The sequence below is a fragment of the Pseudomonas plecoglossicida NBRC 103162 = DSM 15088 genome (assembly GCF_000730665.1).
GTDB lineage: Bacteria > Pseudomonadota > Gammaproteobacteria > Pseudomonadales > Pseudomonadaceae > Aquipseudomonas > Aquipseudomonas plecoglossicida.
The window spans coordinates 14,726-39,695 of record NZ_BBIV01000037.1 but is presented as its reverse complement, the minus strand read 5'-3'; the positions used below and the strand labels follow the sequence as shown (position 1 = coordinate 39,695).

At 64.9% G+C, this 24,970-nt stretch carries 18 protein-coding genes and 1 pseudogene; 8 read left to right on the top strand and 11 right to left on the bottom strand.

Annotated elements, in window-relative coordinates; all coding sequences use genetic code 11:
* Nucleotides 1-88 precede the first annotated feature (88 nt).
* From glgB to PPL01S_RS19300, 3 genes are all read right to left on the bottom strand, one after another.
* A complete protein-coding gene (gene glgB / locus PPL01S_RS19310) occupies nt 89-2,299 on the bottom strand; it encodes a 1,4-alpha-glucan branching protein GlgB (RefSeq protein WP_028626087.1) in 2,211 nt (736 codons plus the stop codon).
* The gene (gene treS / locus PPL01S_RS19305) at nt 2,300-5,617 is read right to left on the bottom strand and encodes a maltose alpha-D-glucosyltransferase (RefSeq protein WP_028626086.1); all 3,318 of its coding nucleotides are present in this window, start codon (nt 5,615-5,617) and stop codon (nt 2,300-2,302) included.
* Nucleotides 5,618-5,736: 119 nt separating this feature from the next.
* Nucleotides 5,737-7,755, bottom strand: a complete 2,019-nt coding sequence (locus PPL01S_RS19300) for an alpha-1,4-glucan--maltose-1-phosphate maltosyltransferase (RefSeq protein WP_016392763.1) — start codon at nt 7,753-7,755, stop codon at nt 5,737-5,739.
* 141 nt (nt 7,756-7,896) lie between these two features.
* On the opposite strand from PPL01S_RS19300, the gene PPL01S_RS25430 reads away from it, so the two are divergent.
* Nucleotides 7,897-8,058 (top strand): hypothetical protein, encoded by a 162-nt coding sequence (locus tag PPL01S_RS25430; RefSeq protein WP_016392764.1) that lies wholly within the window; start codon nt 7,897-7,899, stop codon nt 8,056-8,058.
* A 73-nt stretch (nt 8,059-8,131) separates the two neighbouring features.
* On the opposite strand, the gene PPL01S_RS19295 is transcribed toward PPL01S_RS25430, so the two are convergent.
* The gene (locus PPL01S_RS19295; RefSeq protein ID WP_028626085.1) at nt 8,132-9,802 is read right to left on the bottom strand and encodes an AMP-binding protein; all 1,671 of its coding nucleotides are present in this window, start codon (nt 9,800-9,802) and stop codon (nt 8,132-8,134) included.
* A gap of 221 nt (nt 9,803-10,023) precedes the next feature.
* Between PPL01S_RS19295 and PPL01S_RS19290 the strand changes: the two genes are divergently transcribed.
* The 4 genes from PPL01S_RS19290 to PPL01S_RS19275 are packed head-to-tail and all read left to right on the top strand — an operon-like array spanning nt 10,024 to nt 15,582.
* Nucleotides 10,024-11,187 carry an isovaleryl-CoA dehydrogenase gene (locus PPL01S_RS19290; RefSeq protein WP_016392766.1) on the top strand — a complete coding sequence of 388 codons (1,164 nt, stop codon included), beginning with the start codon at nt 10,024-10,026 and terminating at the stop codon, nt 11,185-11,187.
* 19 nt (nt 11,188-11,206) lie between these two features.
* On the top strand, nt 11,207-12,814 hold the full coding sequence (locus PPL01S_RS19285) for a carboxyl transferase domain-containing protein (protein ID WP_028626084.1): 1,608 nt from the start codon (nt 11,207-11,209) through the stop codon (nt 12,812-12,814).
* Nucleotides 12,815-12,817: 3 nt separating this feature from the next.
* A complete protein-coding gene (locus PPL01S_RS19280; protein ID WP_016392768.1) occupies nt 12,818-13,633 on the top strand; it encodes a gamma-carboxygeranoyl-CoA hydratase in 816 nt (271 codons plus the stop codon).
* Entirely contained in the window at nt 13,630-15,582 is a 1,953-nt protein-coding gene (locus tag PPL01S_RS19275; protein WP_028626083.1) for an acetyl/propionyl/methylcrotonyl-CoA carboxylase subunit alpha, read from the top strand. The genes PPL01S_RS19280 and PPL01S_RS19275 overlap by 4 nt, the downstream gene beginning before the upstream one ends.
* A gap of 135 nt (nt 15,583-15,717) precedes the next feature.
* Here the strand turns inward: PPL01S_RS19275 and PPL01S_RS19270 are convergent, their stop codons facing one another.
* Nucleotides 15,718-16,425 carry a LexA family transcriptional regulator gene (locus tag PPL01S_RS19270; protein ID WP_033743780.1) on the bottom strand — a complete coding sequence of 236 codons (708 nt, stop codon included), beginning with the start codon at nt 16,423-16,425 and terminating at the stop codon, nt 15,718-15,720.
* Nucleotides 16,426-16,513: 88 nt separating this feature from the next.
* Here PPL01S_RS19270 and PPL01S_RS19265 point away from each other — a divergent pair, with 88 nt between their 5' ends.
* The 3 genes from PPL01S_RS19265 to PPL01S_RS19255 all read left to right on the top strand — a co-directional run bounded on the left by PPL01S_RS19265 (nt 16,514) and on the right by PPL01S_RS19255 (nt 19,064).
* Complete coding sequence (locus tag PPL01S_RS19265) at nt 16,514-16,831, top strand: DUF6124 family protein (protein WP_016392771.1); 318 nt, start codon at nt 16,514-16,516, stop codon at nt 16,829-16,831.
* A gap of 427 nt (nt 16,832-17,258) precedes the next feature.
* Nucleotides 17,259-17,774, top strand: coding sequence for a DUF4880 domain-containing protein (locus tag PPL01S_RS19260; protein ID WP_016392772.1), 516 nt, complete (start codon nt 17,259-17,261; stop codon nt 17,772-17,774).
* A 141-nt stretch (nt 17,775-17,915) separates the two neighbouring features.
* On the top strand, nt 17,916-19,064 hold the full coding sequence (locus PPL01S_RS19255; protein WP_016392773.1) for a M14 family metallopeptidase: 1,149 nt from the start codon (nt 17,916-17,918) through the stop codon (nt 19,062-19,064).
* Between the two features lie 105 nt (nt 19,065-19,169).
* On the opposite strand, the gene PPL01S_RS19250 is transcribed toward PPL01S_RS19255, so the two are convergent.
* The 6 genes and pseudogenes from PPL01S_RS19250 to PPL01S_RS19225 form a co-directional block, all read right to left on the bottom strand.
* Complete coding sequence (locus tag PPL01S_RS19250; RefSeq protein WP_028626081.1) at nt 19,170-20,141, bottom strand: Csu type fimbrial protein; 972 nt, start codon at nt 20,139-20,141, stop codon at nt 19,170-19,172.
* Entirely contained in the window at nt 20,138-22,474 is a 2,337-nt protein-coding gene (locus PPL01S_RS19245) for a fimbria/pilus outer membrane usher protein (protein WP_174435908.1), read from the bottom strand. The genes PPL01S_RS19250 and PPL01S_RS19245 overlap by 4 nt, the downstream gene beginning before the upstream one ends.
* 69 nt (nt 22,475-22,543) lie before the next feature.
* Nucleotides 22,544-23,311 (bottom strand): fimbrial biogenesis chaperone, encoded by a 768-nt coding sequence (locus PPL01S_RS19240; protein WP_016392776.1) that lies wholly within the window; start codon nt 23,309-23,311, stop codon nt 22,544-22,546.
* 33 nt (nt 23,312-23,344) lie between these two features.
* Nucleotides 23,345-23,847 (bottom strand): annotated as a pseudogene (locus tag PPL01S_RS19235) (Csu type fimbrial protein).
* 9 nt (nt 23,848-23,856) lie between these two features.
* Nucleotides 23,857-24,390 carry a Csu type fimbrial protein gene (locus PPL01S_RS19230; protein WP_016392778.1) on the bottom strand — a complete coding sequence of 178 codons (534 nt, stop codon included), beginning with the start codon at nt 24,388-24,390 and terminating at the stop codon, nt 23,857-23,859.
* A gap of 19 nt (nt 24,391-24,409) precedes the next feature.
* Nucleotides 24,410-24,943: a Csu type fimbrial protein gene (locus tag PPL01S_RS19225; RefSeq protein WP_016392779.1), complete on the bottom strand. Its 534-nt coding sequence runs from the start codon at nt 24,941-24,943 to the stop codon at nt 24,410-24,412.
* Nucleotides 24,944-24,970: the final 27 nt, after the last annotated feature.

Below are 24,970 nucleotides of genomic sequence, written 5' to 3'. Positions count from 1 at the left end.
CCTATCGCGGGCAAGCCCGCTCCTACAGGGATCACCACTATCCTGTAGGAGCGGGCTTGCCCGCGATAGGGCCGGTACAGTCAATCCATCAAGCCGGCTTCATCACCAACACCCCAAGCGGCGGCAGGTTCAAGGCCAGCGACAAAGGCTGCCCATGGCTGGCCACCGCCTCGCTTTCAACCGCCCCCAGGTTGCCCACATTCGACCCGGCATACAGCCCGGCATCACTGTTGAGCAGTTCCTGCCAGCGCTCGCCGAACGGCACGCCGATCCGATATTCCTCGCGCGGCACCGGGGTGAAGTTGGCCACCACCAGCAACGGCTCGCCCTGGCTGCTCCAGCGCAGCCAGGCATATACGCTGTTGTGCGCGTCATCGCCGATCAGCCACTGGAAGCCCTGAGGCTGGCAATCCAGTTCATGCAGCGCCGGCAACTCGCGGTACAGCCGGTTGAGGTCACCGACCAGGCGTTGCACACCCTGGTGCTCAGGGTACTGCAGCAGGTACCAGTCCAGCTCGTGATCGTGGTTCCACTCGCGCCACTGGCCGAACTCGCACCCCATGAACAACAGCTTCTTGCCCGGGTGGGTCCACATGAAGGTCAGGTAGGCGCGCAGGTTGGCGAACTTCTGCCAGCGGTCACCGGGCATCTTGTCGATCAGCGAGTGCTTGCCGTGCACCACCTCGTCGTGGGAAATCGGCAGGATGAAGTGCTCGGAGTAGGCGTAGATCAGGCCGAAGCTCATCTCGTTGTGGTGATAGGTGCGGTGCACCGGATCGTTCTGGATGTAGTGCAGGGTGTCGTGCATCCAACCCATGTTCCACTTGTAGGCAAAGCCCAGGCCGCCCTGCTGGGTCGGCTGGCTGACGCCCGGCCAGGCGGTGGATTCCTCGGCGATGATCAGCGCGCCAGGCGCCTCATGGGCCGCGACCCCGTTGAGGTGGCGGATGAAGTCGATGGCTTCGAGGTTCTCGCGTCCGCCATGGCGGTTGGGCACCCATTCGCCAGCCTTGCGCGAGTAGTCGCGGTAGAGCATCGATGCCACCGCGTCGACCCGCAGCCCATCGATGTGAAAGTGCTTGAGCCAGTGCAGGGCCGAGGCCAGCATGAAGCCGCGCACCTCGTTGCGGCCCAGGTTGTAGATCAGCGTGTTCCAGTCCTGGTGAAAGCCCTCGAGGGGGTTGTCGTATTCGTACAACGCGGTGCCATCGAAACGCGCCAGACCATGTTCGTCGGTGGGGAAATGCGCCGGCACCCAGTCGAGGATCACCCCGATACCTCCCTGGTGGCAGGCATCGACGAAGGCCGCGAAGTCTTCGGCGGTGCCATAACGCGAGGTGGGTGCGAACAGCGACAGCGGCTGATAGCCCCATGAGCCACCAAAGGGGTGCTCCATGATCGGCAGCAGCTCGATATGGGTGAAGCCCAGCTCCTGCACATAAGGCACCAGCCGATCGGCCAGTTCGCGCCAGTTGTAGAAGCGCGACACTTCACCCGCGTCGTCCAGCTCGCAGCGCCAGGAACCCGGGTGCAGCTCGTAGATCGACAGCGGTGCGCTGTAGGCATGGCGCTGGGCGCGGTGCTCCATCCAGTCGTGGTCGTGCCAGTCATGGCCGAGCTCACCTGCCACCTTCGATGCGGTGCTGGGCGGCAACTCGGTGGCACGGGCCAACGGGTCGGCCTTGAGGGGCAGGATGCCGTCCTTGCCCAGTACCTCGTACTTGTAGGTTTCGCCCACACCCAGGCGCGGCACGAACAGCTCCCAGATGCCGGCGCTGTGACGCAGGCGCATGGGGTGGCGGCGTCCGTCCCAGTTGTTGAAGTCGCCCACCACCGACACCCGCCGGGCGTTCGGTGCCCACACCGAGAAGCACACCCCCTGGATGCCGTCGACCTCGATCGGCTGGGCGCCAAAACGCCCGGAGAGGTCGCGGTGGTTGCCTTCGGCGAACAGGTACAGGTCCATGTCGCCCAGTTGCGGGCCGAAGCTGTAGGGGTCTTCGGTGACCTGCTCGCCCCCGGCCCAGCCGATCTGCAGCAGGTACGGCTGTGCCTGGTCCAGGTGAGCGCTGAACAGCCCGGGCAGGCTGCCCTGCACCATTTCGGCCAGCACCCGCCCGTCCTGCCGGGCGAGCACCCGACTGCTCAAGGCGCCGGGCAGGAAAGCACGCACCCAGACACCACCCGCACCATCGCCATGGGGACCCAGTACTGCGAACGGATCGGCGTGCTCGGCGCGGGCAAGGGCATCGAGCTCCCGCTGCCGAAGGCCACCGTTGTCACGCGTGCTTGCATTCATCTATGACTCTCCCCAGGTACTTATCAATCCATGCAGGCCATGCAAAGGCACGGCCAGCCAACTTGGCCGGTTCTCGGCTTCATAGGTAATTTCGTAGGCGGCTTTTTCCAGGCAGAACAGTTCCAGTGCGGCGCGCTCGCCCTCGGCCTGTTGCCAGGCGTGGGGCATGGCGGCGGTGGCCAGGCCATAGGCTTCGACGAAGGCATGGCGCGACTGGTGCAGGTACTGCCGGGCAACCCGCTGACGAGCCTGCCGCGCGGCCTCGGAGAGGTCTACCGCCGAGGCGCTGCGCAAGATCATCGCAGCAGCATAGTCGAAGGATCGCAGCACGCCGCTGACATCCTTGTACGGGCTGTGCTTGGCCCGACGCTCCTGCAGGGGCCGTGATGGCTCGCCCTCGAAATCGATCAGGTAGGCATCACCCTGCACCACCAGCACCTGGCCCAGGTGCAGGTCGCCGTGAACCCGCATCAGCAGCCCGCCCTGGGCTTGCTGGGCAAGGTTGTCGATGTGCTGGGCGAGGCCGTCACGCTGTTGCTGCAGCTCGTCGACCAGGGCCTGGCTGTCACTGTCCAGCTGATCGCGGTGCTGCACCAGCAGGTCGAGCGCGTGGGCCAGTTCGGCGTTGATCTGCCGGCTCCAGCGTGCGCTGTCCCGGGCATCGCTGGCCTGCGGCTGGAAGGCGGCATCGTTGCTCGGCGCGGCCAGCAACAGGTGCATTTCGCCCAGGCGCTGGCCAAGCAAGGCCGCGAAGCCGTTGAGCTCGGCCAGGGCATTGGTGTGCGCTTCAGGGTCGATGCTGGTCGGTTCCATCTCGTCGCGGATCGCCCGTTCCAGGGTGTTCTGGGTCCAGGCCCAGGCATCGCCCTGGTTGCTCAGGTAACCCTGGGCGATCATCAGCAGGTGCGCTTCGTCGCGCTCGTCCACGCGGCTGACCCAGGCCAGCAGCGGCGAGATGTTGGCAAAGCCTGCGGCCGTCAGGTAGGCGCTCATTTCCAGCTCCGGGTGGATACCCGGGTTGACCCGGCGAATCAACTTGAGCACCAGGCGATCGGCGACCACCACGGAGCTGTTGGACTGCTCGGCGCTCAGGTAGCGCACTGCACTGTTTTCGTCGAGCGCAAGGCCGGCCAGTTGCTCGGTGCAGGTAAAGCGCAGCTCACCCTCGCCATTGCCGCAGGGCAGGCGCATGCCGTCCTGACAGGCACGCAGCACCGCGCGGACGAAAGGTTCGAGCACGAAGGCATCGGTGATCAGCCCCACCTGGCGGCCGCGGCGAACCCGCGACAGGGCCAGCTGCTGCGGCAACGCGCTGTTGATCTGCTCCTCGGGCAGGAAGCCGAACGGCAGCTGGTACTGGTTGGCCTGGCCATCGCCAAGCACTTCGATCTCGCTCAGCAGCACCGGCGTGCCGGCCGTGCCGAAACGCACACCGTAGCGCAGGCGCACCTGGTCGATCGGCCCTTCCTTGCCGGCGAACCAGCGGCGCTTGGGCAGGTACTGTGGCAGCACCGAGCCTTCCAGAGTGTCGCGCGAAGGCGCCTCGAGCAGTTCTTCCATGCGTTTGCGCAGCACCAACGTGGTCAATTCCGGGAGCCCCTCGGTGGGTTGAACGTGCCAGCTGGGCATGCGGTCGTGGGTAGCCAGCAGGAACCAGTAGAAGGCATAGGGCGGCAAGGTCAGCAGAAACGGCAGTTGGCCGATCGGCGGGAAGGCGCTGCCGCCAAGCATCTCGACAGGCACCTTGTCAGCGTACTGTGACAATTCCAGCTCCGCCGCCTGCGCCGCGCGCGAGACGTTGGCGACACACAGGATGGTCTCGCTGTTGCCCTCGGCATCGGTGTATTCGCGGATGTACGCGAGGATGCGCCGATTGCTCGGGGTGAGCGTGCGCAGGCTGCCGCGGCCAAAGGCCTTCTGCTGCTTGCGCACCGCCAGCAGACGGCGGTTCCAGTTCAGCAGGGAATGCGGGTCGTGGGACTGGGCCTCGACATTGACGGTCTGGTAGCCGTAAAGCGGGTCCATGATCGGTGGCAGCACCAGCCGCTGCGGGTCAGCTTTGGAGAAGCCGCCGTTGCGGTCCGGCGACCACTGCATCGGCGTGCGCACACCGTCACGGTCGCCCAGGTAGATGTTGTCGCCCATGCCCAGTTCGTCGCCGTAGTACAGGGTCGGCGTACCGGGCATCGACAGCAGCAGGCTGGTGAGCAGCTCGATGCGCCGGCGATCGCGTTGCAGCAAAGGCGCCAGGCGGCGACGGATGCCGAGGTTGATGCGCGCGCGGCGGTCTTCTGCGTAGTAGTTCCACAGGTAGTCGCGCTCGCGGTCGGTGACCATCTCCAGGGTCAGCTCATCGTGGTTGCGCAGGAAGATCGCCCATTGGCACTTGGCCGGGATCTCCGGAGTCTGGCGCAGGATATCGGTGATCGGGAAGCGGTCCTCCATGGCCAGGGCCATGTACATGCGCGGCATCAACGGGAAGTGGAAGGCCATGTGGCATTCATCGCCCTCGCCTTCGCCGAAGTACGGCCGCGTGTCCTCGGGCCACTGGTTGGCCTCGGCCAGCAGCATGCGGTCGGGATAGTTGGCGTCGATTTCGGCGCGGATCGCCTTGAGCACCTGGTGGGTTTCGGCCAGGTTCTCGTTGTTGGTGCCGTCGCGCTCGATCAGGTACGGGATGGCGTCCAGGCGCAGGCCGTCGACGCCCAGGTCGAGCCAGAAACGCATCACCCCGATCACCGCCTTGAGCACCTGCGGGTTGTCGAAGTTCAGGTCCGGCTGGTGCGAGTAGAAGCGGTGCCAGAAGTACTGGCCGGCCACCGGGTCCCAGGTCCAGTTGGATTTCTCGGTGTCGAGGAAGATGATCCGCGTGCCGTCGTATTTCTGGTCATCGTCCGACCACACGTAGAAGTCCCGTGCATTGCTGCCGCGCTTGGCGTGACGGGCGCGCTGGAACCAGGGATGCTGGTCGGAGGTGTGGTTGATGACCAGCTCGGTGATGACCCGCAGGCCGCGCTTGTGCGCCTCGCCGATGAAGCGCCTGGCGTCGGCCATGCTGCCGTAGTCGGGGTGCACGGCCTTGTACCCACCGATGTCGTAACCGTCGTCGCGCCGTGGCGAGGGGTAGAACGGCAGCAGCCAGAGCGTGTTGACACCCAGTTCGGCGATGTAGTCGAGCTTGCTGATCAGGCCGGCGAAATCGCCGATGCCGTCGTTGTTGGCATCGAAGAACGATTTGACGTGCAGCTGGTAGATCACGGCGTTCTTGTACCACAGCGGGTCGTCGATGAAGGCTGCCGGGCGGGAACGCTTGGCCATGTGCGACTCCTTTCAATTCTGTGGGGCTGCCTTGCAGCTCATCGCCGGCAAGCCGGCTCCCACAGGTTCATGTGCAAGTTTCCGGCTCTTGTGGGAGTCGGTTTGCCGGCGACGGGGCCCTAACGGGCCTTCTCGATGCGCCAAATACCAAACGGCTGGTGCCATGGATCGATGCGCATCCACTGGGTCTTGCCATGCCAGGTCCAGCGATGGCCGTTCATCAGGTCTTCACCCAGGGTGTCGGCATCGTCGTCCAGCCCCAGCTCCCACAGCGGCAGTTCGAAACTCGCCTCCTGGGCGTTGAAAGGATCGAGACTGACGGCCACCAGGATGTAGTTGTCGCGCTCGGCAGTACGCTTGGCGAAGTACAGGATGTTGTCGTTCCAACAGTTGAAGAACGCCACGCCCAGATGGGTCTGCAGCGCGCGGTTCTGCCGGCGGATGCGGTTGAGCTGGGCGATTTCGGCAATGATGTTGCCGGGCTGGGTGAAGTCGCGCGGGCGGATCTCGTATTTCTCCGAGTCCATGTACTCCTCCTTGCCCGGCAGCGGCGTCGCCTCGCACAGCTCGAAGCCCGAATACATGCCCCACAGGCCCGAACCCATGGTTGCCAGGGCTGCGCGAATCAGGAAACCGGCGCGGCCCGAGGTGTGCAGGAAGAAGGGGTTGATGTCCGGCGTGTTGACGAAGAAGTTCGGCCGGTAGCACTGGCTCCACGGCGGCTGGTTGAGCGCTTCGAAATACTCGCGCAACTCCTGCTTGCTGTTGCGCCAGGTGAAATAGGTGTAGCTCTGGGCATAACCGACCTTACCCAGGCGCGCCATCATCGCAGGCTTGGTGAAGGCCTCGGCGAGGAAGATGACGTCGGGGTGCTGGCTGCGCACGTTGGCGATCAACCATTGCCAGAACGGCAACGGCTTGGTGTGCGGGTTGTCGACGCGGAAGGTCTTGACGCCTTCCTCGACCCAGCCGACCACCACATCGCGCAAGGCCAGCCACAGCGATGGCACGGCCTCGGCGGCATAGAAATCGACGTTGACGATGTCCTGGTACTTCTTCGGCGGGTTCTCGGCATAGCGGATGGTGCCGTCGGGGCGCCAGCTGAACCAGCCTGGGTGCTCCTTGAGCCAGGGGTGGTCCTGGGAGCACTGGATGGCGAAGTCCAGGGCGATTTCCAGGCCGTGTTCGGCGGCGGCGGCGACCAGGCGCCGGAAGTCCTCGCGGCTGCCCAGCTGCGGGTGAATGGCGTCATGACCGCCCTCGGGGCTGCCGATGGCATAGGGGCTGCCGGGGTCGCCGGGCTCGGCGCGCAGGGCATTGTTGCGGCCCTTGCGAAACTGCGTGCCGATCGGGTGAATCGGCGGGAAGTACAACACGTCGAAACCCATGTCGCGGATCATCGGCAGGCGTTCGTGCACGTCGTTGAAGGTGCCGTGGCGTTCCGGGCTGTCGGTGATCGAGCGCGGGAACAGCTCGTACCAGCTGGCGAACTGCGCCGCCGGGCGGTCCACGTCGATCGGGAATTCGCTGCTGCGGGTCAGGTAAGAGCGGTGCTCGGCTTCGCTCATCAGGCGCGAGGCTTGCGCCCCCAGCAACAGCGCCACCTGCTCGTCGGCAGGCAGGCCCGGCAGGCGCGCCTGCAACGCCTCGATCGCGCTGCGCAATTCCCCTTCGCTGCGCTCGGCACCCTTGCCCAGCAGCAACCTGCCCTCTTCCAGCTCGAGCTTGACCTCGACGCCGGCATTGAACTTCTTCTCCAGGTCATGGCAGTAGGTGGCGAACGGGTCGATCCATGCCTCGATGCTGAACAGGTGCGGGCCCAGCTCGAGCGGGGTGAACTCGGCCAGCCACAGGTCATTGCCCGGCGAGTGCATCGGCACGCAGTGCCAGCGGCGACTGTGGGCCTGGCGCCAGTTGAGCATGACTGCCAGACGGTCGTGCCCATCGCTGTAGACCTTGCTGCTGACCGCCACCGGCTGGCCGCTGATGGCCTTGGCGGCGAAGGTGCCGCCGTCGAGCACGGGTTGAGTGTCTTCGACCACGATGCGCGGCGCCAGCAGCGCCTGGGACAGGCTGATGGCCTGGTCCGGATGGTCGTTCGCCATGGGCACGCTTTCGAAGGGCTCGTTTCGTGTCATCTGACCTTGCTCCCTTAGGCTGGTGGCGGTAAGGGTTCAGAGCCGTGCGCAGGCGTGGGGGTTCAAAAAAATTGAGCGAATGGCAGCTGCCAGCGGTCAGAGCCTGCAGCACCTCTTCATTCACCCACGCGAGGTCAGGCCATGAACATTCCCATTCCACCGGAGACACCCGACCCCAACATCGACGACCCCAGCTTGCCGCCGCCCGTACCGGAAGAAGACCCGGACGATCTGCCGATCAAGCCGACCGTGCCGCCGACGGTGGGGGACCCACCGAGTGATGAACCGCCGGTGAAGGCTTAAGGATAGACAAGGATTCAGCGGCGCATTCAGCGGCCCTATCGCTGGCTTGCCAGCGATGGGGCCCCGGAGGTCATTACGCAGACAGTTCTTCCACACTGATCTCGCGCATGCGGAATTTCTGCACCTTCCCCGTCACCGTCATGGGGAACTCATCAACAAAGCGGTAATGCCGCGGCACCTTGAAATGCGCGATGCGCGCCTTGCACCAGGCCTGCAGTTCTTCAGCGCTGGCGACATGCCCAGGATGCAGCTTGATCCACGCCACCACTTCCTCGCCGTACTTGCTGCACGGTATGCCGATCACCTGCGCATCCGCCACCGCCGGGTGGGTGTAGAAGAACTCCTCCAGTTCACGCGGGTAGATGTTCTCGCCCCCGCGAATGATCATGTCCTTATTGCGCCCGACGATACGCACATAGCCGTGCTCGTCCATCACCGCCAGGTCACCCGAATGCATCCAGCCTGCCGGGTCGATGGCGTCTGCCGTGGCCTGGGGGTTGTTCCAGTAACCGAGCATCACGCTGTAGCCACGGGTGCACAGTTCGCCGATCCCGCCGCGGGCAACGATGCATCCGTCAGCATCCACCAGCTTGGTTTCCAGTTGCGGATGGGTGCGCCCGACCGTGGTCACACGCAGCTCCAGCTCGTCGTCGGGGCCGGTCTGCAGCGACACCGGGCTGGTTTCGGTCATGCCATAGGCGATCTGCACTTCGGCCATGTGCATCTGGTCGATCACCCGGCGCATGACTTCGATGGGGCACGTGGCGCCGGCCATGATGCCGCTGCGCAAGGTCGACAGGTCGAGCTGGGGGCGCGACGGGTGGTCGAGCATGGCGATGAACATGGTCGGCACGCCATACAGGATGCTGGCGCGCTCTTCGGCCACGGCCTTGAGCGTCAGCTCGGCATCGAAGGCATCGTTGGGGTAGACCATGGTGCTGCCGTGGGTGATGCAACCCAGGTTGGCCATGACCATGCCGAAGCAGTGGTACAGCGGCACCGGGATCACCATGCGGTCGGCGTGGGTCAGCCCCAGGCTTTCACCGACCACGAAACCGTTGTTGAGAATGTTGTAGTGACTGAGCGTGGCACCCTTGGGCGCGCCAGTGGTGCCCGAGGTGTACTGGATGTTCACCGGCTGGTCGAACTGCAGGCTGGCTTGGCGGGCCAGATACGCCTCGTCGCTGGTCTGCCCTGCCCTTTCGGCCAGCGCCTGCCAGGGCAGGAAACCGCGTGGTGGGTTGGCCGCCAGGCTGACCACGCCGCGCAGGTCAGGCAGGCATTGGCAGGCCAGCTCGCCCGGCGTAGCGCTGGCCAGTTCCGCTACCAGCTGCTGAACCATGGCGTGGTAATCGGACGTCTTGAAGGCATCGGCGCAGACCAGCCAGCGGCAACCGGACTGGCGCAGCACGTACTCCAGCTCACCGACGCGATAGGCCGGGTTGATGTTGACCAGGATCGCACCGACCTTGGCGCTGGCCAGTTGCAGGATGCACCACTGGGCGCAGTTGGGCGCCCAGATGCCGACGCGGTCACCGGTATCCACGCCCAGGGCCATCAGCGCACGGGCATGCAGGTCGACCTGTTCGGCCAGTTCTAGCCAGGTGTAGCGAACGCCCTGGTGGCGCACCACCAGCGCTTCGCCATCGGTGCAGCGGGCCACGGTGGCATCGAAGGCCTGACCGATGGTCAGGGTCAGCAAAGGGTGGTCCTGGCGACCGCGGGTGTAGCTGGGTTGACTCATGGGTGTCCCTTCTTGTGGTTGTTCTGGGCACGGCTGAAGCAAGCGCCAATTACTCTGGCGCAGATTTACGTTTACGTAAAGGTGATGACCCGATTGACACTGACCAAAGGCAGGTTTACGTTAACGTAAAGGTGATCAACCACACCTGCTCCCTCGGGGTTCGGCGGCGAATCCATGAGCTACGGTGTTTCCTTATTTCAAGAACAAGAAGGTGCCCCCGCATGCATTACCCAACCCTGAACTTCGCCCTGGGCGAAACCATCGACATGCTCCGCGACCAGGTGCGCACCTTCGTTGCCGCCGAGCTTGCCCCGCGCGCTGCGCAGATCGACCACGACAACCTGTTCCCTGCCGACATGTGGCGCAAGTTCGGCGACATGGGCCTGCTGGGCATCACCGTGTCGGAAGAGTACGGCGGCGCCGGCCTGGGCTACCTGGCCCATGTCGTCTCGATGGAAGAAATCAGCCGTGGCTCGGCCTCGGTGGCCCTCTCCTACGGCGCCCACTCCAACCTGTGCGTCAACCAGATCAACCGCAACGGCACCCACGAGCAGAAGCTCAAGTACCTGCCCAAGCTGATCAGCGGCGAACACATCGGCGCCTTGGCCATGAGCGAGCCCAACGCCGGCTCCGACGTGGTCTCGATGAAACTGCGCGCCGAGAAACGCGGCGACCACTATGTGCTCAATGGCAGCAAGACCTGGATCACCAACGGCCCCGACGCCAACACCTACGTGATCTATGCCAAGACCGACCTGGACAAGGGTGCCCACGGCATCACCGCCTTCATCGTCGAGCGCGACTGGAAAGGCTTCAGCCGCAGCAACAAGTTCGACAAGCTGGGCATGCGTGGCTCCAACACCTGCGAGCTGTTCTTCGACGGCGTCGAAGTGCCGCAAGAAAACATCCTCGGCCAGCTCAACGGCGGCGTGCGCGTGCTGATGAGCGGCCTGGACTACGAGCGTGTGGTGCTGTCCGGCGGCCCGACCGGCATCATGCAAAGCTGCATGGATCTGGTGGTGCCTTACATCCATGACCGCAAGCAGTTCGGCCAGAGCATCGGCGAGTTCCAGCTGATCCAGGGCAAGATCGCCGACATGTACACCCAGCTCAACGCCAGCCGCGCCTACCTGTATGCCGTGGCCCAGGCCTGCGACCGTGCCGAGACCACCCGCAAGGACGCCGCCGGGGTGATCCTCTACACCGCCGAACGCGCCACCCAGATGGCCCTGGAAGCGATCCAGATACTCGGCGGCAACGGCTACATCAACGAATTCCCGGCCGGCCGCCTGCTGCGCGATGCCAAGCTGTACGAAATCGGCGCCGGCACCAGCGAAATCCGCCGGATGCTGATCGGCCGCGAACTGTTCAACGAAACCCGCTGAGCACAGGGGACGGGCGCACATGGCAACCTTGCACACCCAGATCAACCCGCGTTCGGCGGAATTCGCCGGCAACAGCGCGGCCATGCTCGAACAGGTCCAGGCCCTGCGTGGCCTGCTCGCCCAGGTGGCCCAGGGCGGCGGCCCCAAGGCCCAGGAACGGCATACCTCACGCGGCAAGCTGCTGCCGCGCGAGCGTATCGACCGCCTGCTCGACCCGGGCTCGCCGTTTCTCGAGATCGGCCAACTGGCCGCCCATGAGGTGTATGGCGAAGACGTGCCTGCTGCAGGCGTGATCGCCGGCATCGGCCGCGTCGAAGGCGTGGAATGCATGATCGTGGCCAACGACGCCACGGTAAAAGGCGGCTCCTATTACCCGCTGACGGTAAAGAAGCACCTGCGGGCGCAGACCATCGCCCTGCAGAACCGCCTGCCGTGCATCTACCTGGTGGACTCCGGTGGCGCCAACCTGCCGCGCCAGGACGAAGTGTTCCCCGACCGCGAGCACTTCGGGCGGATCTTCTTCAACCAGGCCAACATGAGCGCCCTCGGCATCCCGCAGATCGCCGTGGTGATGGGTTCGTGCACCGCCGGTGGCGCCTATGTACCGGCCATGGCCGACGAAGCGATCATGGTGCGCCAGCAGGCGACCATCTTCCTCGCCGGCCCGCCGCTGGTGAAAGCTGCCACTGGCGAGGTGGTGAGCGCCGAAGACCTCGGCGGCGCCGACGTGCACTGCCGCACCAGCGGCGTGGCCGACCACTATGCCGACAACGACGAACATGCCCTGGCGATTGCCCGGCGCAGCGTCGCCAACCTCAACTGGCACAAGCTGGGCAAGCTGCAGCGAATGGCGCCGGTGGCACCGCTGTATGCCGCCGACGAGCTGTACGGCGTGGTGCCGGCCGATGCCAAGCAGCCGTTCGATGTGCGCGAAGTGATCGCGCGCCTGGTCGACGGCTCGGTGTTCGATGAGTTCAAGGCGCTGTTCGGCACCACCCTGGTGTGCGGCTTCGCCCACTTGCATGGCTACCCGATAGCGATCCTGGCCAACAACGGCATCCTCTTCGCCGAAGCCGCGCAAAAAGGCGCGCACTTCATCGAACTGGCCTGCCAGCGCGGCATTCCCCTGCTGTTCCTGCAGAACATCACAGGCTTCATGGTCGGCAAGAAGTACGAAGAAGGCGGCATCGCCAAGCACGGCGCCAAGCTGGTCACCGCGGTGGCCTGCGCCCAGGTGCCGAAGTTCACCGTGATCATCGGCGGCAGCTTTGGCGCCGGCAACTACGGCATGTGCGGCCGCGCCTACGACCCACGCTTCCTGTGGATGTGGCCCAACGCGCGGATCGGTGTGATGGGTGCCGAACAGGCTGCCGGGGTGCTGGCCCAGGTCAAGCGCGAGCAGAGCGAACGCAGTGGCCATGCCTTCAGCGCCGAAGACGAGGCGAAACTCAAGCAGCCCATCCTCGATCAGTACGAGCACCAGGGCCACCCCTATTACTCCAGTGCAAGGCTGTGGGACGACGGCGTCATCGACCCGGCGCAAACCCGGGACGTGCTTGGCCTGGCGTTGTCCGCCGCGTTGAACGCACCGATCGAACAGAGCCGCTTCGGCATTTTCCGGATGTGACCCATGAGCGATTTCAGCACTATCGAAGTGACTCGCGACCCACGCGGCTTCGCCACCCTGTGGTTGAGCCGCGAGGACAAGAACAACGCCTTCAACGCGCAGATGATCCACGAACTGATCAAGGCACTCGACCAGCTGGCCGAAGACGCCAGCCTGCGCTTTTTGCTGCTGCGTGGCCGTGGCCGGCACTTCAGCGCCGGTGCGGATCTGGCGTGGATGCAGCAATCGGCGCAACTGGACTTCAACAGCAACCTGGACGACGCCCATGAGCTGGGCGAGCTGATGTATGCCCTGCACCGCCTCAAGGCGCCGACCCTGGCCGTGGTGCAAGGCGCGGCCTTTGGCGGCGCGCTGGGCCTGATCAGCTGCTGCGACATGGCCATTGGCGCCGAAGATGCGCAACTGTGCCTGTCGGAAGTGCGCATCGGCCTGGCCCCGGCGGTGATCAGCCCGTTCGTGGTCAAGGCCATCGGCGAACGCGCTACCCGCCGCTACGCCCTCACCGCCGAGCGTTTCAGCGGCGTGCGGGCCCGCGAACTGGGCCTGCTGGCCGAGGTGTACCCGGCCAGCGAGCTGGACGCGCAGGTGCAAGCCTGGGTCGACAACCTGCTGCTCAACAGCCCGCAAGCATTGCGCGCCAGCAAGGACCTGCTACGTGAAGTGGACGACGGCGAACTAAGCCCGGCCCTGCGCCGCTACTGCGAAAACACCATTGCCCGCATCCGCGTCAGCGCCGAAGGCCAGGAGGGCTTGAACGCCTTCCTGGAAAAACGCCGCCCCGCCTGGCAAACCGAGCACAAGAAGGAGCCGCGCCCATGAGCCGCCCCACGATCACCACCCTGCTGGTCGCCAACCGCGGCGAAATTGCCTGCCGGGTCATGCGCACCGCCAAGGCCATGGGCCTGACCACCGTCGCCGTGCACAGCGCTACCGACCGTGATGCCCGGCACAGCCGCGAAGCGGACATCCGCGTCGACCTGGGCGGCACCAAGGCCGCCGAGAGTTACCTGGTGGTGGAAAAACTGCTGGCCGCGGCGAAGGCCAGCGGCGCCCAGGCGATCCACCCGGGCTATGGTTTCCTGTCCGAGAACGCAGGCTTCGCCCGCGCCATCGAAGAGGCCGGCCTGATCTTCCTCGGCCCACCGGCCAGCGCCATCGATGCCATGGGCAGCAAGTCGGCGGCCAAGGCGCTGATGGAGGCCGCCGGCGTGCCGCTGGTGCCGGGCTACCATGGTCAAGCCCAGGACCTGGAAACCTTCCGCGCCGCCGCCGAGCGTATCGGCTACCCGGTGCTGCTCAAGGCCAGCGCCGGTGGCGGCGGCAAGGGCATGAAAGTGGTCGAGGAGGAAAGTCAGCTGGCTGACGCCCTCGCCTCGGCCCAGCGTGAGGCGCAGGCATCGTTTGGCGACTCGCGCATGCTGGTCGAAAAGTATGTGCTCAAGCCACGTCATGTGGAAATCCAGGTGTTCGCCGACCAGCACGGCAATTGCCTGTACCTCAACGAGCGTGATTGCTCGATCCAGCGGCGCCACCAGAAAGTGGTCGAGGAAGCCCCCGCTCCAGGCCTCTCGGCCGAGCTGCGCCAGGCGATGGGCGAGGCTGCGGTACGGGCTGCCCAGGCCATCGGCTATGTCGGCGCCGGCACCGTGGAGTTCCTGCTCGATGCCCGCGGCGAGTTCTTCTTCATGGAGATGAACACCCGCTTGCAGGTCGAACACCCCGTTACCGAAGCCATCACCGGCTTCGACCTGGTAGCCTGGCAGATTCGCGTGGCGTGCGGCGAGCCGCTGCCTGTCACCCAGGCGCAGGTGCCGCTGATCGGCCATGCCATCGAAGTGCGCCTGTATGCCGAAGATCCGGCCAACGAGTTCCTGCCGGCCACCGGCACGTTGGCCCTGTACCGCGAGTCGGCGCCGGGCGAAGGCCGCCGGGTGGACAGCGGGGTCAGCGAAGGTGACGTGGTGTCGCCGTTCTACGACCCGATGCTGGGCAAGCTGATCGCCTGGGGCGAGAACCGCGAACAGGCGCGGCTGCGCTTGCTGGCGATGCTCGACGAATTCGCCATCGGCGGGCTGAAGACCAACATTGCCTTCCTGCGCCGCATCCTCGCGCACCCGGCGTTCGCTGCAGCGGAACTGGATACCGGCTTCATACCGCGTCATCAGGATGTACTGCTACCGGCGCCGCAAGCCTTGCCAGCCGGTTTCTGGGAGGCCGCCGCCGAGGCCTGGTTGCAAGGCCAGCCGGCGCATGAGCGTGATGATGACCTTCACTCGCCATGGGCGCCACGCAGCGGCCTGCGCCTGGGCCTGCCGGCACGCAGCAGCCTGCACCTGCAAAGCGGAGGCGAATGCCAGGCGGTAGCGCTGGAGCGAAGCGCGGCGTCGATCTGGCGTCTGGACGCAGAACAGCTTGGGCATGATGAGGGTGGCATCCGTCGCCGTCATCTGGCGGTACGCCGGGGTGGCACGCTGTTCCTGCGCTGGGAAGGCGAGATGCATGCCATCGAAGCGTTCGACCCGATCGCCGAAGCCGAAGCCAGCCACAGTCATCAGGGCGGGCTGGGCGCGCCCATGAACGGCAGCATCGTGCGCGTGCTGGTGGAGCCAGGGCAGGTGGTGGAGGCCGGTACGGCGCTGGTGGTACTGGAAGCGATGAAGATGGAGCACAGCATCCGCGCGCCCCATGGCGGGACGGTGAAGGCGCTGTTCTGCCAGGAAGGGGATATGGTCAGCGAAGGGACGGTGCTGGTCGAATTGGTGGAGTGAGGTAGGGCTCGCCTGATGGGGTTTGGCGTTTGTGAGATCGAGCGCCGCGCGGGCGGCGCTCGATCTCACTGCCACCCACACTTTCTTGCCCTACACCTTCCAACCATCACGCAATCACAACAGCAAACGGCCCGTCTAAAAGACCCCGTGCACCCGCACGACCACCCCAAGAAACTCACAGCCTTCCTCGCATACCAACGCCGGATAACTGCTGTTCAGCGCCTTCAGGTACCGCTGCCCACCCTCTTCGCCCAGTTCGCGCAAGATCGCCGACTTGCCGGGTTGGCGAGCAATCACCAGACGCCCCGGCTCAGCCTCCAGCCCCGGATCCACCAGGATGCGCATGCCCTGGGGTACGCTACGGCCACTCAGCGCACTCATCGCATCGTTTTCCACGGTCAGCCAGAACGCCTTGCCCTGGGCCAGGTACTCGGTCTGTTCGTAAACGGCCGCATCACAGGCCTCGCTACCCGCCAAATCGTCCCAATGCAGTACCGGATAACGGAAGCACACGATGTATTGCATCAGGTCGATCGCGTCGTCGTCGTCATCCATCTCGTAGCGGGCGCTTTCTTCACCTACCTGCCCAAGGACGCGCAACTGCAAGCTGACGTGGTAATGCGGCATGCCCAACTCGACGAACACCCGGTTCATCGAATCGACCTTGGGCTGGCGCCGCTTGTTCACCCAGTGCCCCACGCTGCCCTGGGAAACCCCAACGCGTTCGGCGAGCTGCTCCTGGGAGATATCCAGCTCCTCCATCCGGTCACGGACGAGGGCAATCCATTTATCCATATTCATCGCTGGCACGATACGGACTGCCTTCCGACGCTCAATAAACATTCAGTATTATTTATCGAAATGCGCTCGAATACCTCAAGTATTAGACTCGACCAGAAGCTATTCCCTCTTGGCATGCGCAGGTATCAGGATGAAACCACCGAAAAACGACGTAACAGATCTCGACAGCGAAGCCGCCCGCCGCGCCCTCGACTATTACCTCAACCCCAACCCTACCCGCCCCACCGAATACAACAAGATCTGGACCCTGCACGAGGGCGTCAGCAACGAACAGGCACAGGAACACGCCATCGCCCTGCTCCGCTGTGCCGCCGCTACCGCTCACGAAACCGCCATTCACCAGGAAGGCACTACCCGGGAACTGATCTTCGCGCTGATGCACATGATGGACATGGCCCGGGCGCTGCTCGAGCACAAGCATGCCGGAAACACGGGGGTTCAGGGCTGAAAAGGAAGGGAGAGACGTGATTGCCGGGTTGCGGCAGAAGGCCGATTGCCGGGACAAGGAAGCGCTCCGGTAAATTTTTTACCGGATAACTGAAAATTCATTTGACTGGCAAATGATAACGATTATTATTGCACTCAGCTGATCGCGAGATCTGCTGGATAACCTGGAGCTTAGGTCGCTCTCAGATTATCTCCTCATCAGGCTAATCACGGTTTTTGACCCGGCTTTTTGCCGGGTCTTTTTTTTGGCTCTTCAGGCTAATGAAGATCGTTGATGGCCGGCATGGTAGCAAAAGTGTGTCAGGGCGTGAACGCTCATTACAAAACTTTGCGGAATCAGTACTTGAGAATCAATCTCGTTTCACCTATTCTGATTCCGCATCACGGACGATGCCCCCACCTCTACCCTCTCGAGCAAGGAGCTTCCCATGAGCCGTGCACTGCTACCCCTTGAGCACCCCACGCCCTCGGCCGAGCAGTTTGCCGAGCACGCGCTGCTGCATGGCCTCAAGCGCTTGCCACGGCGAGTGCAGCAGGTGTTTCTGCTCAACCGTCTCGATCAACTGGATTTTGCCAGCATTGCCGCACGCCTCGACTTGCCCTTGATAAGCATCGAGCGGCACATGAACCAGGCCTTGCAGACGGCACGCCCCCAGGGAGATTCGCTGGCCAGCGTGGCCGGGCAATGGTATGTACGGTTGCAAAGCCCCGAGGTGACCTCCTGCGAACGCATCGATTTTCGCCGCTGGCTGGATGCAGACCCTGCGCACCTGCAGGCATTCCATGACACCGAATTGCGCTGGCGCAGCCTGCTTGCACCGGCGCGTGAGCTGGGGCGCGATGGCTGGTATCGGCAAGGGCGTGCGGCGATTTCGTTGGGTGGGTGTTCGGTTGCTGTTGGTTTGGGCGTTGCGGCGCTATTGCTGTTTGGCTATTGGGCCTGAATAGCAAAACTGCCAATCGGGCCCGCACGACGCGTAGCGGTTTCATACGTTGGGGTAACTTGGCATTTTTGGGATTTGGTACAGAGCTTGAGTATCAAGCGGTGTACAGTAGCCCCACAACAATTCCCAAGGAGCCCGCCAATGACCGTGACGCTGTCCCCCCTGCAGATCGACTGTGACTTCGACTCCGGCAACATTCAGGTCCTCGACGCCAGCAACCCGTCCGATGTCCACCTGGCCATCCGCCCGGACACTCACAGCGGCCACTACCAGTGGTTCCACTTCAAGGTCGGTGGCCTCACCCCGGGCCAGCGCCACCGTTTCAGCCTGGACAACGCCAGCGAGTCTTCCTACAAGAACGCCTGGACCGGCTACAACGCCGTGGCGTCCTACGACCAGAAGTCCTGGTTCCGCGTGCCCAGCCAGTTCGACGGCCAGGCGCTGTCGTTCGAGATCGAGGCGCAGCAAGAGCAGATCTGGTTCGCCTACTTCGAGCCTTATCCGCGCGCACGCCACAACCAGCTGATCGAGCGTGCACAGCAGATTCCGGGCGTCGAGCTACTGGCCCACGGGCGCAGCGTGCAGGGTCGGGATATCCCGCTGCTGCGCGCAGGTGACGGCGCTGCGGGCAAGCGCAAGCTATGGCTGATTGCCCAGCAGCACCCGGGCGAACACATGGCCGAGTGGTTCATGGAGGGGGTGATCGACCGCTTGCAGGCCAATGATGCGACCGTGCAGAAGCTGCTGGAAAAAGCCGACCTGTACCTGATCCCGAACATGAACCCTGATGGCGCCTTCCTCGGCCACCTGCGTACCAACTTCAAGGGCAAGGACCTCAACCGGGCCTGGCAGGACGCCAGTGTCGAGGCGAGCCCTGAGGTGTTCTTCGCTCAGGCGCAGATGAAACAGTACGGGGTGGATGCATTCATCGATGTGCATGGGGATGAGGAAATCCCCCATGTGTTCACGGCGGCGTGCGAGGGCAACCCGGGGTATACGCCGCGACTGGCCAAGCTGGAGGAACAGTTTCGCAGCACCTTGTGCAGCCTGACGCCGGACTTCCAGACGCAATATGGCTACACCCGCGATGAGCCGGGGCAGGCCAATACCACGCTGGCGTGCAACGCGGTGGGGATGGCGCATGACTGCCTGTCGCTGACCCTGGAGATGCCGTTCAAGGACCATGACGATGCGCCCGACCCGGTCACCGGGTGGTCGGGGGAACGGTCGAAGGCGCTGGCCGGGGCTGTGCTGGAGACGTTGTTGAAGATGGCTGGTGATTTGCGCTGATGCTACAGGCCTCATCGCCGGCAAGCCGGCTCCCACAAGGGGAGCACAGCTGTCAATGCCATGTGGGAGCCGGCTTGCCGGCGATGAGGGCCACACTAATCCCGTTCAGAACTGCACGTCCAGTATCACCGAGTCGGAATAGCTCGCCGCCGGCGGCGTCGCCTGGTCGGTGTAGACCTTGGCGTTGTAGTTGAACACCTGGCTACCCGTCCCGGTCCCTGCCCCGGGGTTCACATCGGCGTCGCTGCTGGCACGCCGCGCACTGCTGACCGAGCCCCAGCGCACGGCACCGGCGCTCTTGAAGATGTCGTAGGCCAGGTAGTTGTTGGCACCGGACTTCATCCTGCGGCGCCCGCCCGCAGCGTTCTGCCCGTCATCCAGCCCCACCGTGTAGCTGCTGCCCTTGGTGCACGACAGGCTCACGCTCTGGTTCACCGTACCGAACCCGGCCACCACCGGTGCACTGGCGAAATTGATGTTGGGCGTGGTGATCTGGCAGTCGTTGGTCACCGTCAGGGTGACGCTCAGGGTCTTGGTGCCGGAGCCGATGTCGCGGCCCAGGCAGATGCTGCCGATGCCAATCCCCGAGCAGTAGTTCCAGTCCCAGAACACCTGCAGGGTTTCGCGATACACGCCTGCCGCCACATTGCTGCCGATCTGCGTGCGCAGGTAGAGCGGCACGGCCTTGGGCGTGGTGCCATTGAGCAGACCGAGCAGGTCGAGAATGCCATTGCGGGCGAAGTCGAATGCCACGCCGCGGCTGATCGGGAAGTTGGTGCTGTTGTCGGCGTACAGGGTGTAGCCGATCACATCGCCCGTCGGGCCCACCAGGCCGGCGGTGCTGGAGGTGATGGTGGCGTAGAAATGGTCGCCCGAGCTGAGCAGCGTGAGCAACGAACCCGTGCATTGCAGCCCGGAGTTTATGCTGGAAGCGTTTTGCACGGTGGTCCGCACCACGGTCGAGCTGAGCGTGCCGAACCCTGCCGGGGCGGTTGCAACCGATGAGCACAGCGCCCACGCCGAGCCTATCGGCAGCAGCACAAGCCCCGCCAGGACAGCCCGCGCAACCCCTCTCATCGACACACCAGCGGGCCGATCAACGGAATCGAGCCCTGCGCTGGCGGCATATCGAATTCGACCTGGCACTGCCCACCCCCTTCGATTGCCACCTGCAGGCGGTTGTGTGACGCCAGGTTTTCCAGGTACACCAGCCCGTCCCAGCCCACCACGGCCTGACTGCCGCTTTCCTGATGAGTCACCTGGCTGCCCAGCTTCAGCGGCTGCTGGCTGCCATCGACCAACTCGATGCTGGCCGCCAGCACGCGCTTGAGCGGGAACTCCAGCAGGTAACCACTGCCACGGCGCACGGCCACGCGCTGCTCGATTTCCGGGGCCAGCACATCGGGCGGCAGGTCCATCGGGTCGATTTCATACTTGCCGCGATAGTAGCCGCTGCTGTACGGCACCAGCAGGTGCCCACCGTCGTCGGTGCGGCCGATCTCCTGGTTCTCGTAGCGCACCGGTACATCGGCATAACCGTCGGTGCTGACGACGACGAAGGCATCGTCGATCCGATTGGCGGCGAACACGCCGGCGTCCATCCATACCAGCGAGCCGCTGGCATCGGCCCAACGGGTCATCTCGCCACTGTTGCCGTACACGCCAGCCTGCAGTTGCACCGACTGCAGGCGCCAGGTGACGTCGGCCTGGCGGTAGGCATCGCGGTCGCTGCCGATGGCATAGCCGAGGTTGTAGCCGACGCCCGCCCCCACCGGCACCGCACGGCTGTAGTTGACCCGCTGCAGGTCTTCGCCGTCCTGGGTGCGCTCCACGCCCACGGCCAGGGTGCCGTTGAAATCGAACGGAATCACCAGCTGCGCCTGCACCGCCCACTGGCTGTCGCCGACCTCGCGGTTGGCCGAGAGGTACACGCTGCTGTTGCCCCACAGCGGTTTGCTCCAGCTCAGGTTGATCAGCCGAGTGCGCGTGCCGTCGCCGGCGCGCACGTCGAAATAGCCCGCGCCGAGGCTGCCGTAGCGGTCGAGGTTGAGGCTCACGGTCACTTGCTCGCTGCGCTGGCTCAGCTGTATCTCGGGGGTGTCGACCCGGCTCAGGTCGGCATAGTCGCCGTAGCGCTGCAGGCGTTGGTAGCTGAAGCCGATGCGCTGGCTGTTGTACTGGTAGCCAAGGGCAACCTGGTGACCGTTGTCGCCGTCGAACTGGCTCTGCGCCAGGGCGGCATTGAGCACGCCGAAGTTTCCCAGGCGCATGTTGCCGCCCAGGCCGCCGAGCACCAGGGATTCGGCCGTTTCGACGTGGCTTTCCAGGGTGAAGAAGTCGCTGATGCCGTGGCGCAGGTTGGCCGAGGCGACACCGGGACCATAACTGAAGTCCTCGACGGCGTAGTCGCGGCGCAGGCTGCCGGCGGCCACCGAGAAGTCCGACAGGCCTTTTTGCAGCAGGCTGCTGGTGACATAGAACGGCAAGGTGGTGGACACCTGGCGGCCCAAGGCATCGGTGGTGACCACCACCGCCTCGCCGGCACCGTTGATGAACGGCACGTTGGTCAGGGTGTAGGGGCCCGGTTGCAGTTCGGTGGAACTGGACTTGTAGCCATTGATGAACAGGTCCAGCGAAGTCGGCACGGCGGCCTCGCCGGCGAATGCCGGCAACGGATAGGTGACCAGGTCCGGGCGGGCAGCGAAATCACGCGACAGCTGCAGGCCACCGACCCGCACCGAGCTGGTCCAGGGCAAGGCCCCGGTCACCACGTCGCCCGCTTCATAGGTCAGCAGGCGCTGCTCGTCGGTAAAGCGCCAGGTGCTGTCGTACCGTAGGAAGCCCTGGTGGCTGTCGTCGCCGGGTGCGCCATTGAACGACTGGCGCCACTGGCCCGTGGTGGAAAAGGTGCCCCAGCTGTCGAACAGCCGCAGTTCGTTCCAGGCAGCCAGGTAGCTGCCGCCGTCATCGGTGTCATTGAGGTACAGGTCGTAGTTGAACAGGGCGCCGAAGCTGCTGCGCGCAGCGCTGGGCGGATACAGGTTGCGATCGCCGACCTGCTGGTCCGGCAGCCAGGCCGCAGGGACCTGCAGCAGCAGGCGCTGGTTGGGGCTGTCGTAGTCGCTGTGCAGGCCGTCGAGCTGATCGAGTGCGACTTCGCCGTGGGGATCGCCCGGCAACTGGATGCCCGCTGCGCGCAGCACCTCGCTGTCCAGGAACAAGTGCCCGGCCCGCTGCTGCACCGGCACCAGCTCAGCCTTGGGCACCTGGTTCACCAGCAGGTCGAGGTACAGCGTGGCGTCGGCGATGGCCGCGGACTCGGTGGGTGGCGGCGGCAGGTCGTCGGCCAGCACCAGACCCGAGCCCAGCAAGGCCAGCCCAAGGCACCAGCGTCGGCTCGCCCGCGACATCCCTTTCACCCTGGGACTGCGGCCATTGTCGGGTCCTCCGTGGCCCCAGACCTTCATGCGCAATCGGTCTCATTGTCCTTGGCGGATCGCTTCGGCCGCCTCCTGGCCGTTCACCCTGCCCTTGAGCACCCCGCTGGCCGCCGGGGCCGGCCAGCGCATGCTGGCACCGGGCAGCACATAACCCAGCAACCCTTCGGCCAGCGGTTTGGCCTGGCCGCCCTGCTCCACTACCACATCGGTCAGGCGCGCATGCACCGGGCCACTGTTACGCAGTTCGACATAGGGCTTGCCCTGCACGGTCACCGGGTGCCAGCTCAATTGCGGCTTGCCGACGCCACTGGCGTTGCGCTTGCCCTCCGGGTCCGGCTTGCCCCACAGGCCTTCGCCGTACACGAACAGCGGCACCGAATAGCGCATCTGCAGGCGAATCGCGGCGCTGGTGCCTTGATTGCCGGTATCGGCCGGCAGTGGCGAGGGGATTTCATCGATGATGATGCGATAGGCCTGCTCCTGACCGGCAGGCGAACTGGCCGTGCGGGTCAGGCGGATCAACTGCTTCTGCCCCGGGGCGATGGTCGCCACCGGCGGGCTGCCGATGATCTCGCGCTGTGCCTGGAACTGCTCCTGATAATCGCCCTGGCGCCAGGCGAAGACCCGCACCTGCAGGCTGGCCGGGGCCGTGCCGCGATTCTCCAGCCACAAGGCACCGGCCTTCTGGTCGGCCTCCAGCACCGGGTCGATGGGCCATATCAGCACCGAGGTGGCGGCCCCTGCCGGCAGGCTCGCCATCATCAGTAACCCGAACACACCCTGCGCCCACTTCGCGCCTGCCCGCATGCCAACTCTCCTTGGGTTTGGGTGGCGGCACCTTCACCAGGTCACCGTCACCTGTACTACGTCGGTATAAGTCCCGGCCGGCAGGGTGCCGGTCAGTTGGGTGCGGCCGTAGACCGGCAGCTTGATGGCCGTGGGGTCGCTGTAGCTCACCACCACGCTCTGGCCAATGCCCAAGGTCTGGGTGTAGGCCGCATCCCGATAAAGCTGGTAGGCCAGCACTTGCGTGCCGCCGCTGCGCTTGAGGTAACGCGTGCCGCTGGCGCTGTTCTGGCCGCCATCCAGGCTCATGCTCAGGCTCACGCCAGGCGTGCATTGGAAAGTCACCGTGGAGCCGCCCAGGGAAGTACCGAGCAGTCCGGTGGACAGCGCCGACTGAGTGCCGTAGTCGAGCACGCCGTAATGGGTCACCCCGCCGACCACCAGGCAACCGGCGACGATCTGCGCGGTCACCTGGAACGTGCTGGTGGTCGCCGCGTCCAGCGGCGTCGCCAGCAGCATGCCGAGGCCCGTCAGGCAGCCCCCAGCCAGGCGCGCATGGCCGCGCCTCAGAACGACAGCTCGACAGCCACGGTGTCGGTGTAGACCCCTGCCGGCAGGCCCGCCTTGCCGCGGGCCTGGCCGTACAGGTTGACGGTTTGCGCAACGCCCGTGCTGGTCGGCAGCGTGATGGTGCCGTCGATGGCCAGCAGCTGGGTGTGCCCGGCGTCGGTGTAGAAGTCATAGGGCACGAAGTTGCCGCTGCCATCGGCCAGCGCCCGGGTGCCTCCGGCCGACTGGCCATCGTGAGCCCCCGCGCGCACGCGGATCGCCGGCACCGTGCCGGCCGAGCAGAGGATGCTCATGGCCCCCCCGCCGCCGCCGAGCACTTGCCCGGGGGCCGTGGTGAACAGGGCGTCCTGGCTGCCGAAGTTGAGGGAACCGAAGTTCAACCCCGAGCTGCCCGTGCTGCCGTTGACCTGGCACGCTGCGGTCAGCGTCAGGGTAGAGCTGATGGTGCCGGTCACCGTGGCGGCGTGGGCATCGGTTGCCAGGGCGAGGCCGAGGCCGGCGAGGATGCAGTGGGTAAGGGTCGTTCGCATCGGGGTCTCCTTGCGATGTTTACCAGTCCAGGGTCACTCTCAAGGTGTCGCGATACAGCCCGGCAGGCAGCGCGCGCGGTTGCGCCACCACTACGCCGTAGATCGGAATCGGAATCTGCTCGGTACCGCGGATGGTGAAGGCACGGGCCTGGCCGATGCCGTAGTGACTATTGCCGCCCGGGTCGACGGCCAGTTGATAAGGGATCATTTCGCGCCCATTGCTCAACCGCCGCACGCCATCGTTGCCATTCAGGCCGCCGTTGATACGCACGTTGAAGGCCCTGACCTCAGGCGTGCAACTGATCTGCAGGCTGCCGTCGCCCCCGGCCTCGTCGACCCGGCTGCGCAGCGGCTGTTCCCAGTTCGGGCCACGCTCGCCAAAGTCCATCAAGCCAGGGTTGCCCAGGGTGGCCGGAGGCTGGTCGCCGCTATCGATCTGGCAGGCGGCGCTGATCACCAGGCGTGCCTGGATGAAGCCGGTGGTGGTGCCATGCGCGCCACCGGGCAACAGCAGCGGGCCGAGACTGAGCAAAAGGATCGAGGTACGTTTCATGGCGTGACGTCCTTGTGCATGGTGGCC